Below are 17,631 nucleotides of genomic sequence, written 5' to 3' on the forward strand. Positions count from 1 at the left end.
GTGGGGGACGAACTGCCTGTGGACCCGCAAACCCGGCACCACAAGTCCATGATCGACGAGGGTGGGCTCGGCCGGCGCGAGATCGACGCGAGATCGGCGCATCGGTCAGCTGCGGGCGATCAGGTCGAGGACGTCGGCGAGGGCCTTCGGCTCGCTGAGCATCGGCCAGTGCCCGGTGGGCAGCTCGTGCAGCTGACCCGCGGCCAGGCCGGTGAAGAACGGATGCTCCTCTCTGATCATCTGCTGCACCACGCTGAGCGGGAAGGTGCTGGCGACCAGCGCGGTCGGCACCGGGTGATTACCGGTGCGTCGGACCGGGTCGGTGGCGGTCCGCAGCGGCTGCGGGGTGGCCCGGGCGCGCAGCAGCGCCAACGTCGGCTCGTCCAGGCCGGCCAGGTTGGTCGGGTCGGCGGCCGGGTCCCAGGCCGGCGGCGGCAGCAGGTGACCGTCGCCGATCGCGGCCCGCAGCCGCTCCTGCTCCGCCGGTGGCACGGTGTCGAACTGCGCGGTGCCGTCCGGCAGCGGCCCACTCTCCACGTAGACCACCCGGGCGACCCGGTCCGGGACGCGGTCGGCGGCCTGGGCGACCGGCATGCCACCGCCGGAGTGCCCGACCAGCAGCACGTCGCGCAGGTCCTCGACCTCGATCAGCCGGACGATGTCGGTGGTGTGCGTGTCCAGGGTGACCGTCGGCCCGGCGAGGTGGTCGCGCTCGGCCAGCCCGGTCAGGGTCATCGGGTGGACCTCGTGCCCCTGCGACCGCAGTGCGACGGTCACCTCCCGCCACGCCCAGGCGCCCAGCCAGAACCCCGGCACCAGTACGAATGTCGCCATCTGTCGCTCCTTTTCTCGGTTACCGACAGACCGTACGATCGAATCCGGAAAGGATCCGCCCGGTTTCAAGGAGTGGTCCGTGTCACATCCCGCAGGCCGGGTGCTGGCCCTGCTCGAACTGCTGCAGACCCGGCACCGGTCGACGGCCCCCGAGCTCGCCGGCCAGCTCGGGGTGGACGAGCGGACCGTCCGCCGGTACGTGGCCACACTGGTCGAGCTGGGTCTACCCGTCACCGCCGACCGGGGCCGTCACGGTGGCTACCGGCTGCACGCCGGTTACAAGCTGCCGCCGCTGATGCTCACCGACGACGAGGCGGTGGCCGTGCTGCTGGGCCTCGTCGTCGCCGAACGGGTCGGGCTCGCCACCGAGCAGCCCGCCACCGCCACCGCGCTGGCGAAGATCCGCCGGGTGCTGCCGGTGGCGCTCGCCGACCGGCTCGCCGCCGTGCAGGAACATCTCGGCTTCACCCTGCGTCGGGCCGAGCCGGAACGCGGACCAGCGTCGGCCACCCTGCTCGCGCTGGCCTCGGCCACCCGGCACCGGCAACGGGTCGCGCTGGACTACCGCTCCTGGCGGGGCGAGCAGTCGCGGCGCGAACTCGACCCGTACGGGCTGGTCTTCCACTCCGGCCGTTGGTATGTCACCGGCCACGACCACCGGCGCGGGGAGGTCCGCACCTTCCGACTGGACCGGATCGGCACGGTGACGCCCGGCGTGGCGACGTTCACCGTGCCGGCCGGCTTCGACGCGGTGGCCTGGGTGACCCGGTCGCTGGCCGGGGTGCCCTACCGGCATGAGGTGGAGGTCGTGCTGGAGACCGACCTGGTCGCCGCCCAACGCCGCATCCCACCCAGCGTGGCCGAGTTGACCGCCACCACCGACGGGGTGGTGCTGCGGGCCCGGGCGGAGAGCCTGCCCGGCCTGGCGGCACTGCTCGCCGGGCTGGGCTGTCCGTTCACGGTGCGATACCCGGACGCGCTGCGCGTCGCGGTGGCCGAGCACGCCCGCCGGCTGGCGGAGTGGGCCGCCCGGCCAGCAGGTGGACAGCCGCCGTCGCCGCGCCGCCCGCTGGACTAGGCTGCCGGCGATGGACGAGGTGACCCGGATTCCGGTCGGCGGCGAGCGGCCGTACGACGTCTTGGTGGGACGTGACCTGCTGGGCGCGCTGCCCGGCCTGCTGCCCGGCGCGACCCGGGTGGCGGTGCTGCACGCGCCTCCGCTCAAGGCCCTCGCGGACGCGGTCGGTGAGCGCCTGCGCGCCGCCGGCGTCACGCCACTGCCGATCGAGGTGCCCGACGCCGAGTCGGGCAAGCACATCGACGTCGCCTCCGCCTGCTGGGACCGACTCGGCGCGGCGGGTTTCACCCGTACCGACGCGGTCGTCGGGGTGGGTGGCGGCGCGGTGACCGACCTGGCCGGCTTCGTCGCGGCCTGCTGGCTGCGGGGGGTGCGCTGGGTGCCGGTGGCGACCTCGCTGCTGGGCATGGTCGACGCCGCGGTGGGCGGCAAGACGGGCATCAACACGGCCGCCGGCAAGAACCTGGTGGGCGCGTTCCACCCGCCGGTCGGGGTCCTGGCCGACCTGGCCACGCTGGACAGCCTGCCCGCGGTCGACCTGGCGGCCGGGCTGGCCGAGGTCGTCAAGTGCGGATTCATCGCCGACCCGGCCATCCTGGATCTCATCGAGGATGACCCGGCGGCCGCCACCGACCCCCGTGGGCCGGTGAGCCGGGAGCTGATCGAGCGGGCGATCCGGGTCAAGGCCGACGTGGTCTCCGGCGACCTGCGCGAGTCGGGCGTGCGGGAGGTGCTCAACTACGGTCACACCCTGGCCCACGCGATCGAGCAGAACGAGGGCTACCGCTGGCGGCACGGCCACGCCGTCGCCGTCGGTCTGGTGTACGCGGCCACGCTGGCCCGGCTCGCCGGGCGGCTGGACGCGCCGACCGCCGACCGGCACCGGGCCGCGGTGACCGCGCTGGGCCTGCCGGTGAGCTACCCGGCCGACGCCTGGCCGCAGCTGTTGGCCGCGATGCGGGTGGACAAGAAGACCCGGGGCAGCCGGTTGCGCTTCGTGGTGCTCGACGGGCTGGCCCGCCCGGCGATCCTGGAGGGCCCGGACGACGCGTTGCTGGAGGCCGCCTACCAGGAGCTGGCGGCCCCGTGAGCGCGAGGAGTGAGCCGGGTCTGCGAGCCCCGCAGTCGCGAACGAAGGAAGGTCCCGTGAAGGTGTACGTCCTCAACGGGCCGAACCTGGGTCGGCTGGGCACCCGCGAGCCCGACGTGTACGGCGCGACCACGTACGCCGATCTGGTGGCGCTCTGTGAGAGCACCGGTCGGGAGTTGGGGCTGGCGGTGACGGTCCGGCAGACCGACGCGGAGCACGAGCTGCTCGGCTGGCTGCACGCGGCGGCCGACGAGGGTGCCGCGGTGGTGCTCAACCCGGCCGCCTGGTCGCACTACTCGGTCGCGGTGCGCGACGCCTGCGCCATGCTGCGGGGGCCGCTGGTGGAGGTGCACATCTCCAACATCCACACCCGCGAGGAGTTCCGGCACCATTCGGTGGTGTCGGCGGTGGCGACCGGGGTGATCTGCGGTCTGGGCATTGACGGCTATCGTCTCGCTCTGCACCATCTGGCCACCCGCTGAGCGGCCGCCCCGAGCGGGGGCCGGGCGATTCGACGCAGCTAGTAGACTCGTAGGGTCTGTCCGCCAATTGATGATCAAGGCAGGAAATGGCCTCCACCAACGACCTCAAAAACGGCCTGGTACTCAACCTGGACGGCGAGCTCTGGTCCGTCGTCGAGTTCCAGCACGTCAAGCCCGGTAAGGGTGGCGCCTTCGTGCGCACCACGCTGAAGAACGTGCTGTCCGGGAAGGTGGTCGACAAGACCTTCAACGCGGGCACCAAGGTCGAGACCGCGACCGTTGACAAGCGCACGATGCAGTACCTGTACGCCGACGGCGAGGACTTCGTCTTCATGGATCTGGAGACCTTCGACCAGATCACCGTGCCCGGTGGCACCGTCGGTGAGGCAGCCAACTACCTGCTGCCCGAGGCGGAGGCGACCGTCGCCCAGCACGAGGGTGTGCCGCTCTACATCGAGCTGCCCACCAGCGTCGTGCTGGAGGTCACCTACACCGAGCCGGGCCTGCAGGGCGACCGCTCGACCGGCGGCACCAAGCCGGCGACCGTGGAGACCGGCGCCACCGTGCCGGTGCCGCTGTTCATCACCACCGGCGAGAAGATCAAGGTCGACACCCGCGACGGCCGTTACCTCGGCCGCGCCTGATGGCTGAGGGTTCCAAGCAGCAGATGCCGGCGCGCCGCAAGGCGCGTAAGCGGGCGCTGGATGTCCTCTACGAGGCCGACCTACGGGACAAGCCTCCGGTGGAGGTGCTCGCCGGCTACGTGCAGCGGATCGAGCAGCCCCGACCGGAGCACCTGGGTTACGCGGTGGGCCTGGTCGAGGGGGTTGCCGAGCACCTCGACCGGATCGACGAGCTGATCGCCAGCTACGCCGAGGGTTGGACGCTGGAGCGGATGCCGGTCGTCGACCGCAATCTGGCCCGGATCGCCGTCTACGAGTTGCTCTACGTCGACGAGATCGACGACGCGGTGGCGATCAGCGAGGCCGTGGAGCTGGCCCGGCAGATGTCGACCGACGATTCGCCGCGATTCCTCAACGGGGTGCTCGGCCGGATCGCCGAGTACGCCACCCGCTGAGCGTCTCCCCAGCGAGCGCCGTACGCGAAAGGGCCCGTGCCAGCCGGCACGGGCCCTTTCGGTGAAGCGGCAGATCAGGTGAAGCGGCAGATCAGGATGCGAAGAACGCCCGCGGGTCGGCCACCAGCACGCCGTGCTCGGTGAGCCGCTCGATCAGGCCCGACGGTGAGGCGTCGTAGACGATCGCGAGCGCCCGCAGGTCGTCGGCGCGGATGGAGAGCACCCGGCCGTTGTAGTCACCGCGCTGTTGCTGGATGGCGCGGGCGTAGCGGGCCACGTAGGCCAGGTCCTCGGAGGCCTCGTCGTAGAGCCGCTCCAGGTCCAGGACAATCTTGCTGGTGGGCTCGTGACGGACGCCACTGCCGTCAGGCAGCAGCTCCGAGACGGGTACGCGGTAGAACTCGGCCAACTCGGCCAGACGGGACACCGTCACGGCCCGGTCGCCACGCTCGTACGAGCCGACCACCACGGCCTTCCACCGCCCGTTCGACTTCTCCTCCACACCCTGCAGGGAGAGACCCTGCTGCTGGCGGATGGAGCGCAGGCGGGCGCCCAGCGACTTGGCGTATTCAGAGGGCATTCGGACACTCCCAGTGCTGCTCGGGGTTCTCCCGTCGATCGCTACGGAGCGTGACGGTACGGGGAATGCGACACGTGGTCAAGTGGTCGTGACCCTACCGTTGGGGAGCGTCCGGGAAGTTTTCCCCTTTTCCGGTGCCTGACCCGGTGGTCAGCAGCCGCCGTCCATCGGCCCGGTGACCACTGGTAACGTGGCGGAAGCCCCGGCCCAGGTCTGCTGACCGGTCCGGCCGGAGGTGCCCGACATCCTTTAACGACCCGTCCCGTGAGGCGGGGAAGGAGGTCCGCCGTGGCCTACCCACCGGCTGCCCGCTCGTCACCACCGCGACAACCCTCGGTGAAGGTGATCCTCGCCAGCGCCGACGTGCAACGCGTGGTCGACCGCATCGCCCACCAGATCCTGGAGAAGACCCAGGGTGCCGCGAACACGGTGCTGCTGGGGATTCCCACCCGGGGCACCCCCCTCGCCCGGCGGCTCGCCGACCGGATCAGCACCTTCGAGGACGTCGCCGTCCCGGTCGGTGTGCTCGACATCACCCTGTACCGCGACGACCTCCGCCGGCACGCCACCCGCGCGGTGGGGCCGACCGAGCTGCCGTCCGGCGGGATCGACGGCAAGCGGGTCATCCTCGTCGACGACGTGCTCTTCTCCGGCCGCACCGTCCGGGCCGCGCTCGACGCGCTCAACGATGTGGGACGCCCGGCGTCGGTGCAGCTCGCCGTCCTGGTCGACCGGGGTCACCGGGAGCTGCCGATCCGCGCCGACTACGTCGGCAAGAACATCCCGACCTCGCTCGCCGAGAGCGTCAAGGTGACGCTCGCCGAGGTCGACGGGACCGACGAGGTCAAGTTGTACGGGGGAACCGTCTCATGATCAAGCACCTGCTCTCCGGCGGGGACCTGGACGCCGACACGGCCACCGAGATCCTGGACACCGCCGCCGAGATGGCCACCGTCGCCGGCCGGGAGATCAAGAAGCTTCCCGCGTTGCGGGGCCGGACCGTGGTGAACCTCTTCTACGAGGACTCCACGCGTACCCGGATCTCGTTCGAGGCGGCGGCGAAGCGGCTCAGCGCCGACGTGATCAACTTTTCCGCGAAGGGGTCCAGCGTCACCAAGGGCGAGAGCCTGAAGGACACCGCGTTGACCCTGCAGGCCATGGGCGCCGACGCCGTGGTCGTCCGACACCCCGCCTCCGGCGCGCCGCACCGCCTGGCCAACTGGGTGGACGGGTCGGTGGTCAACGCCGGCGACGGCACCCACGAGCACCCCACCCAGGCGCTGCTGGACGCGTACACCATGCGGGCCCGGCTGGGCCGGCTCGCCGGCCTGTCGGTCGCGGTGGTCGGGGACGTGCTGCACTCCCGGGTCGCCCGCTCCAACGTGCTGTTGCTCTCCACCCTCGGCGCCAAGGTCACCCTGGTCGGCCCGCCGACCCTCATCCCGGTCGACATCGCGGGTGCCCTCGCGCCCGGCACCGACGTCTCCTACGACCTCGACTCGGTTCTTCCCAACGTGGACGTGGTGATGATGCTGCGGGTGCAGCGGGAGCGGATGAACGACTCCTACTTCCCCTCCGCGCGCGAGTACGCCCGCCGCTACGGGCTGGACGGGCCGCGGATGCGCCGGCTGCCCGAACACGCGATCGTCATGCACCCCGGGCCGATGAACCGGGGGATGGAGATCACCCCCGAGGTCGCCGACTCACCCCGCTCCACCATCGTCGAACAGGTCACCAACGGGGTCTCCGTGCGGATGGCTGTCCTTTACCTGCTGCTCGGAGGGAACAACCGGTGACCGCGTACCTGATCACCAACGTGAGTGTCGTCGGCGCCGAGCCGACCGACCTGCTGATCCGCGACGGCGTGGTCGCCGCTGTCGGTTCCGGCCTGACCGCGCCGGACGCCACCGTCGTCGACGGCACCGGCCTGGTCGCCCTGCCCGGTCTCGTCGACCTGCACACCCACCTGCGCGAGCCCGGTCGGGAGGACGCCGAAACCGTCGAGTCCGGGTCCCGGGCGGCGGCGCTCGGCGGCTACACGGCGGTCTGTGCGATGGCCAACACCTCCCCGGTGGCCGACACCGCCGGCGTGGTCGAGCAGGTCTGGCGGCTCGGCCGGGAGGCCAACCTGGTCGACGTGCAGCCGATCGGCGCGGTCACCGTCGGGCTGGCCGGCGAGCAGCTGGCCGAGCTGGGCGCGATGGCCGACTCGGCCGCCCGGGTGCGGATCTTCTCCGACGACGGGCACTGCGTCGCCGACCCGAAGTTGATGCGCCGGGCCCTGGAGTACGTCAAGGCGTTCGACGGGATCATCGCCCAGCACGCCGAGGAGCCCCGGCTCACCGAGGGCGCCCAGATGCACGAGGGTGAGGTCTCCACCCGGCTCGGCCTGATCGGCTGGCCGGCGGTCGCCGAGGAGGCGATCATCGCCCGGGACGTGTTGCTCGCCGAGCACGTGGGCAGCCGACTGCACGTCTGCCACGTCTCCACCGCCGGCAGCGTCGAGGTGCTGCGCCAGGCCAAGGCGCGCGGGGTGCGGGTGACCGCCGAGGTGACCCCGCACCACCTGCTGCTCACCGACGTCAAGGCCGAGACCTACGACCCGGTTTACAAGGTCAACCCGCCGCTGCGCACCGCGACCGACGTCGCCGCCCTGCGCGCCGCGCTGGCCGACGGGGTGATCGACGTGATCGCCACCGACCACGCCCCGCACGCGGTGGAGGACAAGGAGTGCGAGTGGGCGTACGCCCGACCGGGGATGCTCGGTCTGGAGACGGCCCTCTCCATCGCGCTGGACGTGCTCGGCCCCGAGTGGGACCTGATCGCCGAGCGCATGTCGCGCACCCCCGCACGGATCGCCGGGCTCACCGGGCACGGCGTCGACCCCGCGCCGGGTGTCCCGGCGAACCTGACCCTGATCGACCCGGCCGCCCGCCGCACCATCGAGCCGACGGAGTTGGCCAGTCGCAGTCGCAACACCCCGTACGCCCGCATGACGCTGCCGGGTCGCATCGTGGCGACCTTCCTGCGTGGCGAGCCGACGGTCCTGGACGGAAAGGCTGTCAAGTGAGCGCGAGGAACGCAGCGAAGCGGAGTCCCGCAGTCGCGAACGAAAGGCGGGCTCGGTAATGAGCAAGCGCAGACCCGCAATCCTGGTGCTGGAGGACGGACGCACCTTCCCCGGTGAGGCGTACGGCAGCGTCGGGGAGACCTTCGGCGAGGCGGTCTTCAACACCGGCATGACCGGTTACCAGGAGACCCTGACCGACCCGTCCTACCACCGTCAGGTGGTGGTGCAGACCGCGCCGCACATCGGCAACACCGGCGTCAACGGCGAGGACGACGAGTCCGCCCGGATCTGGGTGGCCGGGTACGTCGTGCGTGACCCGGCCCGGATCGGCTCGAACTGGCGGGCCACCGGTGGCCTGGAGGATCGCCTCGCCACCGAGGGTGTGGTGGGCATCAGCGGGGTGGACACCCGGGCGCTGACCCGGCACCTGCGCGAGCGGGGCGCCATGCGGGTGGGCATCTCCAGCGTCGACACCGACCCGCAGAGCCTGCTGGCCCGGGTCCGCCAGGCACCGCAGATGGTCGGCGCGGACCTGTCCGCCGAGGTGAGCACCGCTGAGCCGTACGTCGTCGAGGCCCTGGGCGAGCACCGGTTCACGGTGGCCGCGCTGGACCTGGGCATCAAGCGCAACGTGCCGCGCCGGCTCGCCACCCGGGGTGTGACCACCCACGTGCTGCCGGCGTCGTCGAGCATCGAGCAGATGCTCGCCACCGGCGCGGACGCGATCTTCCTGTCGCCCGGCCCGGGCGACCCGGCCACCGCCGACGCCCCGGTGGAGCTGGCCCGGGAGGCGCTGCGCCGGCAGATTCCGCTCTTCGGCATCTGCTTCGGCAGCCAGATCCTCGGTCGGGCGCTCGGCTTCGGCACCTACAAGCTGGGCTACGGCCACCGGGGGATCAACCAGCCGGTGCTCGACCGGGTCACCGGCAAGGTCGAGGTGACCAGCCACAACCATGGCTTCGCCGTGCAGGTGCCGGGTGCCGGCGTCGGCACGGTCGTCCCCGACCAGGTGATCGACACCGACTTCGGTGGCGTACGGGTGTCGCACGTCTGCCTCAATGACAACGTGGTCGAGGGGCTGCGGGCCGTGGACCTGCCCGCGTTCACCGTCCAGTACCACCCGGAGGCCGCGGCCGGCCCGCACGACGCGGACTACCTTTTCGACCGATTCGCCGATTTGATCGAGGGTCGTACCCACAGCAAGGGGCGCAGCAATGCCTAAGCGGACCGATCTCAAGCACATCCTCGTGATCGGCTCCGGGCCGATCGTCATCGGGCAGGCCTGCGAGTTCGACTACTCCGGCACCCAGGCGTGCCGGGTCCTGCGCAGTGAGGGGATCCGGGTCAGCCTGGTCAACTCCAACCCGGCAACGATCATGACGGATCCGGAGTTCGCCGACGCGACCTACGTCGAGCCGATCACCCCGGAGTTCGTGGAGCTGGTCATCGCCAAGGAGCGCCCGGACGCGATCCTCGCGACCCTCGGCGGGCAGACCGCGCTGAACACCGCCGTCGCCCTGCACGAGGGCGGCGTGCTGGAGAAGTACGGCGTGGAGCTGATCGGCGCGAACATCGACGCCATCAACCGGGGCGAGGACCGGCAGCTGTTCAAGGAGATCGTGGCGAAGGCCGGCGTCCGGCTGGGTGTCGACGACCCGAGCGCGCTGGTGCCCCGCTCGCGGGTCTGCCACTCGATGGAGGAGGTCGAGGCGACCGTCGCCGAGCTGGGTCTCCCGGTGGTGATCCGGCCGTCGTTCACCATGGGTGGCCTGGGCTCCGGGATGGCGCACACCCCGGAGGACCTGGCCCGCATCGCCGGTGACGGCCTCACCGCCAGCCCGGTGCACGAGGTCCTCATCGAGGAGAGCGTGCTCGGCTGGAAGGAGTACGAGCTTGAGCTGATGCGGGACCGCCACGACAACGTGGTGGTGGTCTGCTCGATCGAGAACATCGACCCGATGGGCGTGCACACCGGCGACAGCGTCACCGTGGCCCCGGCCATGACGCTCACCGACCGGGAGTACCAGCGCCTGCGCGACCTGGGCATCGCCGTGCTGCGCGAGGTCGGGGTGGACACCGGCGGCTGCAACATCCAGTTCGCGATCAACCCGGCCGACGGCCGGATCGTCGTGATCGAGATGAACCCGCGGGTGTCGCGCTCCTCGGCGCTGGCCTCCAAGGCGACCGGCTTCCCGATCGCGAAGATCGCCGCGAAGCTGGCCATCGGCTACACCCTCGACGAGATCCCCAACGACATCACCCTGAAGACGCCGGCGGCGTTCGAGCCGTCCCTCGACTACGTGGTGGTGAAGATCCCCCGGTTCGCGTTCGAGAAGTTCCCCGGCGCGGACCCGGAGCTGACCACCACGATGAAGTCGGTGGGCGAGGCGATGAGTCTCGGTCGCAACTTCACCGAGGCGCTGAACAAGGCGATGCGCTCGATGGAAACCAAGTCGGCCGGTTTCTGGAGCGTGCCGGACCCGGCGGGCGTCACCCTGGCGGACACTCTCGCCGCGCTGCGCGTCCCGCACGACGGCCGGTTGTACACCGTCGAGCGGGCGCTGCGCCTCGGGGCGTCGATCGCCGAGGTCGCCGAGGCGTCCGGCGGGATCGACCCGTGGTTCCTGGACCAGATCGCCGCGTTGATCGAGCTGCGCGCCGAGATCGTCGACGCGCCGGTGCTCGACGCCGACCTGTTGCGCCGCGCCAAGCGGGCGGGTCTGTCCGACCGGCAGCTCGCCGCGCTGCGCCCGGAGTTGGCGGCCGAGGACGGCGTACGGACCCTGCGGCACCGGCTCGACGTGCGCCCGGTCTACAAGACCGTGGACACCTGCGCGGCCGAGTTCGAGGCGACCACGCCCTACCACTACTCGACGTACGACCTGGAGACCGAGGTCGCGCCGTCGGACCGGCCGAAGGTGCTGATCCTGGGCTCCGGCCCGAACCGGATCGGGCAGGGCATCGAGTTCGACTACTCCTGCGTGCACGCGGTCCAGGCGTTGCGGGCGGCCGGTTACGAGACCGTCATGGTCAACTGCAACCCGGAGACGGTCTCCACCGACTACGACACCGCCGACCGGCTCTACTTCGAGCCGCTGACCTTCGAGGACGTCCTGGAGGTCTGGCACGCCGAGGACTCGTCCGGCCGGGCGGCCGGCGGACCGGGCGTGGTCGGGGTGGTCGTGCAGCTCGGCGGGCAGACCCCGCTGGGGCTGGCGCAGCGGCTCAAGAACGCGGGTGTGCCGATCGTCGGCACCTCCCCGGAGTCGATCCACCTGGCCGAGGAGCGGGGCGCGTTCGGCGCGGTGCTGGCCCGGGCCGGGCTGCGCGCGCCGGCGCACGGCATGGCCACCTCGTACGACGAGGCCAAGACGATCGCCGACGAGATCGGCTACCCGGTGCTGGTCCGGCCGTCGTACGTGCTGGGCGGTCGGGGCATGGAGATCGTCTACGACGACCCGACGCTGCGCGACTACATCGGTCGGGCCACCGACATCTCCCCGGACCACCCGGTGCTGGTGGACCGCTTCCTCGACGACGCCATCGAAATCGACGTGGACGCGCTGTGCGACGCCGACGGTGAGGTCTACATCGGCGGCGTGATGGAGCACATCGAGGAGGCGGGTATCCACTCCGGCGACTCCTCCTGCGCGCTCCCGCCGATCACCCTCGCGGGCTCGCACCTGGCCGACGTTCGCCGCTACACCGAGGCCATCGCCCGTGGCGTCGGCGTCCGCGGCCTGCTCAACGTGCAGTACGCCCTCAAGGACGACGTGCTCTACGTACTGGAGGCCAACCCTCGGGCGTCGCGGACCGTGCCGTTCGTCTCCAAGGCCACGGCGGTGCCGCTGGCGAAGGCGGCGGCCCGGATCGCGCTCGGGGCGAGCATCGCCGAGCTGCGCGCCGAGGGGCTGCTGCCGGCGACCGGGGACGGGGGCACGATGCCCGCGGACGCGCCGGTCGCGGTCAAGGAGGCGGTGCTGCCGTTCAAGCGGTTCCGGACCCGCGCGGGCAAGGGGATCGACTCGTTGCTCGGGCCGGAGATGAAGTCGACCGGCGAGGTGATGGGCATCGACACCAACTTCGGGCACGCCTTCGCCAAGAGCCAGTCCGCCGCGTACGGGTCGCTGCCGACCGCTGGGAAGATCTTCGTCTCGGTGGCGAACCGGGACAAGCGCGGCATGATCTTCCCGATCAAGCGGCTGGCCGACCTGGGCTTCGAGATCGTCGCCACCGCCGGTACGGCGGAGGTGCTGCGCCGGCACGGCATCGCCTGCGAGCAGATCCGCAAGCACTACCAGGCCGGTGCGGGCGACGACGCGGTGTCGCTGATCGGCGGCGGCCACGTGGCGCTGGTGATCAACACGCCGCAGGGTTCGGGTGCCAGCGCCCGCTCCGACGGGTACGAGATCCGCAGCGCGGCCGTCACCGCGGACATCCCCTGCATCACCACGGTCCCCGGCGCCGCCGCGGCCGTGATGGGCATTGAGGCGCGGATCCGCGGCGACATGCAGGTACGCCCCCTGCAGGACCTGCACGCGATCCTCCGGGCGGCCCAGTGACAGTGTTCGAGCGGGTGGTGCGGCCGGGGTTGTTCCGGCTTGGTGGCGGGGACGCCGAGGCGGCGCACGAGTGGACACTGCGGCGGTTGGCGGCGCTGTCCCGGCGGCCGGCCGCACTCGGCGCGCTCCGAGCCCGGTACGCGGTCGACGCGCCGCGCACGGTGTTCGGGGTGCGGTTCCCCAACCCGATCGGGTTGGCCGCCGGGATGGACAAGGACGGCGCGGCGCTGCCGGCCTGGCCGGCGCTCGGCTTCGGTTTCGTGGAGGTCGGCACGGTCACCGCGCACGCCCAGCCGGGCAACCCCCGGCCGAGGCTGTTCCGGTTGCCGGCGAGTGAGGCCGTGGTCAACCGGATGGGCTTCAACAACGCCGGGGCCGCCGCGCTGGCCGCCCGGCTCACGGCGTTGCCGCGCCCGCTCGGGGTGCCGCTGGGCATCTCGCTGGGCAAGTCCAAGGTGACAGCGCTCGACGCCGCGGTCGAGGATTACCTGGCCTCGTACCGGGCGCTGCGCGGGCACGGTGACTACTTCGCGGTGAACGTGTCCTCCCCGAACACCCCGGGCCTGCGCTCGTTGCAGGACCGCGCCCACCTGGACGCGCTGCTCGGCGCGCTGGTGGGGGAGAAGCCGGTGCTGGTCAAGATCGCACCAGATCTGACCGAGGCGGCGATCGCCGAACTGTTGGAGGTCTGCCTGGCCCGTGGTGCTGCCGGGGTGATCGCCACCAACACCACCCTGTCTCGGGACGGGCTGGCCAGCGTCGACGTCGAGCGTGGCGCGCAGGCCGGTGGCCTCTCCGGTCGGCCGCTCACCGCGCGGGCCCGCGACGTGGTCGCCTTCGTCCACCGGGAGACCGGCGGTCGGCTGCCGATCATCGGCGTCGGCGGTGTCCTGGATCCGGACGACGCGACCCGGATGGTCGATGCCGGCGCCGCCCTGGTGCAGCTCTACACCGGCTTCATCTACCGAGGCCCGGCCCTGGTCCGCGCCGCCGCTCGCGCGGCTGCCACGTCGACGGCACCGGATCCCGTCGCGGGCCGGTGACCGCCTCCGGCCTGGTGCGGGCTCGGCGTAACCGGGTGCCGAGTCCGCTCCAGGCCCGGCGCCGCCGGGTGCCGAGTCCGCTCTGGGCCCGGCGCCGCCGGGTGCCGAGTCCGCTCCGGGCTGAGGAGCCCGCGTCCGCTGTTGTCCCTTTGCTCTGCACCCGTGGATGCGCCACCCGCAGCGCGCCACCCGGCCCGCAGCGTGCCACCCGGCCCGCAGCGTGCCACCCGGCCCGCAGCGTGCCACCCGGCCCGCAGCGTGCCACCCGGCCCGCAGCGTGCCACCCGGCCCCCGGGCGGCGCGTCCGCGGGTGCAGAGCAAAGGCGTCGGGGGTGGGAGTGGCGTCGGCTGCGGCTGCAAAGGCGGCGGGAGTGGCGTCGGCTGCGGCTGCAAAGGCGGCGGGAGTGGCGTCGGCTGCGGGTGCAGAGCAAAGGCGGCGGTAATGGAAGCGGCGGCGGCGGAGGCGGCGGCGGTGCTGGGATTCGACCCGGCCGTCGGACGTCCGCCGTCCGGACCGTTCAAGGCGCAGAGGAGTACGCGTGACACCCGAGGAGATCCTGACCGCCGACCGGGCGCATGTCTGGCATCCGTACGCCGCGTTGCCGCCGGCGAGCCGGCCGTACGTGGTGCGCAGCGCCGAGGGGGTACGGCTGACCCTGGCCGACGGACGTGAGGTGGTGGACGGGATGTCGTCCTGGTGGGCGGCGATCCACGGCTACCGACACCCGGTCCTGGACGCGGCGGTGACCGACCAGCTCGGCCGGATGAGCCACGTGATGTTCGGCGGGCTCACCCACGAGCCGGCGGTGCGGCTCGCCCAGACCCTGGTCGAGCTGGCCCCGGACGGGTTGGAGCACGTGTTCCTGGCCGACTCCGGCTCGGTCAGCGTCGAGGTGGCCGTGAAGATGTGCCTGCAGTACCAGCGGGCCATCGGGCGACCCCAGCGTCGCCGGCTGGCGACCTGGCGGGGTGGCTACCACGGCGACACGTTCCACCCGATGAGCGTCTGCGACCCCGAGGGCGGGATGCACCACCTCTGGGGCGACGTGCTGCCCCGGCAGGTGTTCGCCCCGGTCCCGCCGGGCGGCTTCACCGACCCGCCCGACGACGCGTACCTGGCGGCGCTGGTGGAGACGGTCGAGCGGCACGCCGACGAACTGGCCGCCGTGATCGTCGAGCCCGTCGTCCAGGGTGCCGGCGGGATGCGCTTCCACCACCCGGGTTACCTGCGCGTGTTGCGTGAGGTGACCCGCGCGCACGGGATTCTGCTGATCTTCGACGAGATCGCCACCGGGTTCGGCCGTACCGGTGCGATGTTCGCCGCCGAACACGCCGGGGTGACGCCGGACGTGCTGTGCGTGGGCAAGGCGCTGACCGGCGGGTACCTGACCCTCGCGGCGACCCTGTGCACCCCGGAGGTGGCCCAGGGCATCTCGGCGGCCGGCGTGCTGGCGCACGGGCCCACGTTCATGGGCAACCCCCTGGCCTGTGCGGTGGCGAACGCCTCCATCGGGCTGCTGCGGGCCGGAGACTGGGCCGGACAGGTCGCCAGGGTCTCCGCCGGCCTGCGTGCCGGCCTGGAGCCCCTGCGTGGCGCGCCGGGGGTGGCCGATGTACGGGTGCTCGGCGCGATCGGCGTGGTCCAGCTCGACCACGAGGTCGACCTCGGCGCGGCGACCGCGGCCGCGGTCGCCCAGGGGGTGTGGCTGCGTCCGTTCCGCGACCTGATCTACACGATGCCGCCGTACGTCACCGACGACGCCGACCTGGCCCGGATCGCGACCGGGGTGGCGGCGGCGGTGGCGGCCGGCTGAGTCGGCCCGGCCACCGGGTCGACGGGTTACCCGGGCGGGGCAGCCGCCCGGACGAGGAGAGGGGAACACTGGCCATGGAGAGCTTCGGTACCCGGCTGCACCGGGCGATCACCGAGCGGGGCCCACTCTGTGTGGGCATCGATCCGCATCCCGGTCTGCTGGCCCAGTGGGGCCTCCCGGACGACGTCGAGGGGCTCGACCGGTTCAGCCGCACCGTCGTGGAAGCACTCGGTGACCGGGTTGCGGTAGTCAAGCCTCAGTCGGCCTTTTTCGAGCGGTTCGGGTCCCGAGGTGTGGCGATTCTTGAGTCAACTATCCGACAGTTGCGAGATGCCGGCTCGCTCGTTCTGCTCGACGTCAAGCGCGGCGACATCGGCTCGACGGTGAGCGCGTACGCCGCCGCGTACCTCGATCCATCCAGCCCGGTGTATGTCGACGCGGTCACCGCGAGCCCCTTTCTCGGGGTCGGCTCGCTGGCGCCGATGTTCGAGCTGGCCGCCGAGCACGGCGGCGGCGTGTTCGTGCTGGCCCTCACCTCCAACCCCGAGGGCGCGGCCGTGCAGCGCGCCGTCACGGCCGACGGTCGCACCGTCGCGCAGACCGTGATCGACGAGATTTCCCAGCTCAACAGGGGTGCGAGCCCGCTCGGGAGCTTCGGGCTGGTGGTCGGCGCGACCATCGGTGACACCGGTCACGACCTCTCCGGAGTGGGCGGCCCGCTGCTCGCCCCGGGGCTCGGCGCGCAGGGTGCCGGCGCGGCCGATCTGCGTACCGTCTTCGGTTCGAGCCTCGCCTCGGTGCTCCCGTCGTACTCCCGGGAAGTGCTCTCGGCCGGCCCTGATGTGGCCGCGCTGCGGGCCGCAGCGGAGCGCGTGTTGGTCGACTGCCGGGCCGTCCTGCCTGCCCGGTGACTGACTGACGGGTCGGTCACTCTACGGTGATCATGCGGCCCCCACGTTGCCGAAAGCTCCGTTGGCCGCTAGTTTTCCCCGCGCTGGGAACCATGGACCCCTTGGTTCACAGCGACACCACGTTTCACAGATGCGGCGGTGCGCCCCGCCCGCCGCGATAGGGACCTGAGGAGAACTGGTGCCGCTCCCGTCACTGACCCCCGAACAACGCGCTGCCGCGCTCGAGAAGGCCGCGGAGATCCGCAAGGCCCGTGCTCAGCTGAAGGAGCAGCTCAAGCAGGGCAAGACCACCCTCGGTGCTGTCCTCGAGCGGGCCGAGAGCGACGACGTCGTCGGCAAGCTCAAGGTGTCCGCCGTCCTGCAGGCCATGCCGGGCATCGGCAAGATCCGGGCTACCCAGATCATGGAGAAGCTCAAGATCGCCGACAGCCGTCGCCTGCGTGGCCTCGGCGAGCAGCAGCGCAAGGCACTGCTTGGAGAGTTCGCCGCCAACTGAACCTGGCAGCGTGTAGAAACAAGCAGTGAGCACGGATGACGAGGCGCGCCCGGCGGCTCGGCTCACTGTCCTGGCTGGACCTTCGGGTTCCGGCAGGGAGAGTGTCGTCGAGCTCGTCCGGGCGCGTTCTCCGTCCGTGTGGATCCCGGTCGCGGCGACCACCAGGCCGCGCCGGGAGTCGGAGGTCGACGGGGTCGACCGCGTCTTCCTCGCCCCCGCCGAGTTCGATCGCCGGGTCGTCGACGGCGAGCTGTTGGAGTGGTCCCGGATCGGTTCGTACCGCCGGGGCACCCCGTTCCCGCCGCTGCGCGCCCGGCTCGACGCCGGCCAGCCGGTGCTGCTCCCGCTCGACCTGCGCGGCGCCACCCTGGTCCGTGCCCGCCTGCCCGATGCCCGGCTGGTGCTGCTGAGCCCACCCGGGTACGCGCCGGACGCCACCGTGGCCGTCGCCGTCGAGCACACGCTGACCCACGACCACACCGAACGGGTGGTAGAGGAGCTGGTAGGCTTACTCGGTTCTTCTTATCCGGATCCGGCCTGGTCGCGCGTGCGTGGCTGACGGCCGGCCGCCGTTGAGACTCAGCACCGCGTCC

17 protein-coding genes are annotated in these 17,631 nt (G+C 71.9%); 15 read left to right on the forward strand and 2 right to left on the reverse strand.

Annotated features, from left to right (window positions below; all coding sequences use genetic code 11):
* Nucleotides 1-105: 105 nt before the first annotated feature.
* Nucleotides 106-834 carry an alpha/beta fold hydrolase gene (locus EV382_RS04260; protein ID WP_130400331.1) on the reverse strand — a complete coding sequence of 243 codons (729 nt, stop codon included), beginning with the start codon at nt 832-834 and terminating at the stop codon, nt 106-108.
* 79 nt (nt 835-913) lie between these two features.
* Between EV382_RS04260 and EV382_RS04265 the strand changes: the two genes are divergently transcribed.
* The 5 genes from EV382_RS04265 (at nt 914) to nusB (ending at nt 4,562) form a co-directional block, all read left to right on the forward strand.
* Entirely contained in the window at nt 914-1,912 is a 999-nt protein-coding gene (locus tag EV382_RS04265) for a helix-turn-helix transcriptional regulator (RefSeq protein WP_130400332.1), read from the forward strand.
* Between the two features lie 10 nt (nt 1,913-1,922).
* The gene (aroB, locus tag EV382_RS04270) at nt 1,923-3,002 is read left to right on the forward strand and encodes a 3-dehydroquinate synthase (RefSeq protein ID WP_130400333.1); all 1,080 of its coding nucleotides are present in this window, start codon (nt 1,923-1,925) and stop codon (nt 3,000-3,002) included.
* Between the two features lie 56 nt (nt 3,003-3,058).
* Complete coding sequence (gene aroQ, locus EV382_RS04275) at nt 3,059-3,484, forward strand: type II 3-dehydroquinate dehydratase (protein WP_130400334.1); 426 nt, start codon at nt 3,059-3,061, stop codon at nt 3,482-3,484.
* 86 nt (nt 3,485-3,570) lie between these two features.
* The gene (gene efp / locus EV382_RS04280; RefSeq protein WP_130400335.1) at nt 3,571-4,128 is read left to right on the forward strand and encodes an elongation factor P; all 558 of its coding nucleotides are present in this window, start codon (nt 3,571-3,573) and stop codon (nt 4,126-4,128) included.
* A 23-nt stretch (nt 4,129-4,151) separates the two neighbouring features.
* A complete protein-coding gene (nusB, locus tag EV382_RS04285; protein WP_208641306.1) occupies nt 4,152-4,562 on the forward strand; it encodes a transcription antitermination factor NusB in 411 nt (136 codons plus the stop codon).
* A 91-nt stretch (nt 4,563-4,653) separates the two neighbouring features.
* Here the strand turns inward: nusB and bldD are convergent, their stop codons facing one another.
* Nucleotides 4,654-5,142, reverse strand: a complete 489-nt coding sequence (gene bldD / locus EV382_RS04290) for a transcriptional regulator BldD (protein ID WP_007458348.1) — start codon at nt 5,140-5,142, stop codon at nt 4,654-4,656.
* A 288-nt stretch (nt 5,143-5,430) separates the two neighbouring features.
* Between bldD and pyrR the strand changes: the two genes are divergently transcribed.
* The 10 genes from pyrR (at nt 5,431) to EV382_RS04340 (ending at nt 17,597) form a co-directional block, all read left to right on the forward strand.
* Nucleotides 5,431-6,015, forward strand: a complete 585-nt coding sequence (gene pyrR, locus EV382_RS04295) for a bifunctional pyr operon transcriptional regulator/uracil phosphoribosyltransferase PyrR (RefSeq protein ID WP_130400336.1) — start codon at nt 5,431-5,433, stop codon at nt 6,013-6,015.
* Nucleotides 6,012-6,938 (forward strand): aspartate carbamoyltransferase catalytic subunit, encoded by a 927-nt coding sequence (locus tag EV382_RS04300; RefSeq protein WP_030335650.1) that lies wholly within the window; start codon nt 6,012-6,014, stop codon nt 6,936-6,938. The genes pyrR and EV382_RS04300 overlap by 4 nt, the downstream gene beginning before the upstream one ends.
* Entirely contained in the window at nt 6,935-8,212 is a 1,278-nt protein-coding gene (locus EV382_RS04305) for a dihydroorotase (protein ID WP_130400337.1), read from the forward strand. The genes EV382_RS04300 and EV382_RS04305 overlap by 4 nt, the downstream gene beginning before the upstream one ends.
* A 58-nt stretch (nt 8,213-8,270) precedes the next feature.
* On the forward strand, nt 8,271-9,434 hold the full coding sequence (gene carA, locus EV382_RS04310; RefSeq protein ID WP_130400338.1) for a glutamine-hydrolyzing carbamoyl-phosphate synthase small subunit: 1,164 nt from the start codon (nt 8,271-8,273) through the stop codon (nt 9,432-9,434).
* A complete protein-coding gene (gene carB, locus EV382_RS04315; RefSeq protein WP_130400339.1) occupies nt 9,427-12,774 on the forward strand; it encodes a carbamoyl-phosphate synthase large subunit in 3,348 nt (1,115 codons plus the stop codon). The genes carA and carB overlap by 8 nt, the downstream gene beginning before the upstream one ends.
* Complete coding sequence (locus EV382_RS04320; RefSeq protein WP_130400340.1) at nt 12,771-13,817, forward strand: quinone-dependent dihydroorotate dehydrogenase; 1,047 nt, start codon at nt 12,771-12,773, stop codon at nt 13,815-13,817. The genes carB and EV382_RS04320 overlap by 4 nt, the downstream gene beginning before the upstream one ends.
* 539 nt (nt 13,818-14,356) lie before the next feature.
* Complete coding sequence (locus tag EV382_RS04325) at nt 14,357-15,631, forward strand: adenosylmethionine--8-amino-7-oxononanoate transaminase (protein WP_130400341.1); 1,275 nt, start codon at nt 14,357-14,359, stop codon at nt 15,629-15,631.
* A gap of 74 nt (nt 15,632-15,705) precedes the next feature.
* Nucleotides 15,706-16,542 carry an orotidine-5'-phosphate decarboxylase gene (gene pyrF, locus EV382_RS04330; protein WP_130400342.1) on the forward strand — a complete coding sequence of 279 codons (837 nt, stop codon included), beginning with the start codon at nt 15,706-15,708 and terminating at the stop codon, nt 16,540-16,542.
* Between the two features lie 178 nt (nt 16,543-16,720).
* Nucleotides 16,721-17,038 carry an integration host factor, actinobacterial type gene (gene mihF, locus EV382_RS04335; protein WP_030335662.1) on the forward strand — a complete coding sequence of 106 codons (318 nt, stop codon included), beginning with the start codon at nt 16,721-16,723 and terminating at the stop codon, nt 17,036-17,038.
* A 25-nt stretch (nt 17,039-17,063) separates the two neighbouring features.
* The gene (locus EV382_RS04340) at nt 17,064-17,597 is read left to right on the forward strand and encodes a nucleoside/nucleotide kinase family protein (RefSeq protein ID WP_130400343.1); all 534 of its coding nucleotides are present in this window, start codon (nt 17,064-17,066) and stop codon (nt 17,595-17,597) included.
* Nucleotides 17,598-17,631 lie beyond the last annotated feature (34 nt).

Origin of the sequence: Micromonospora violae (genome assembly GCF_004217135.1) — a bacterium.
Taxonomy (GTDB): Bacteria; Actinomycetota; Actinomycetes; order Mycobacteriales; family Micromonosporaceae; genus Micromonospora; species Micromonospora violae.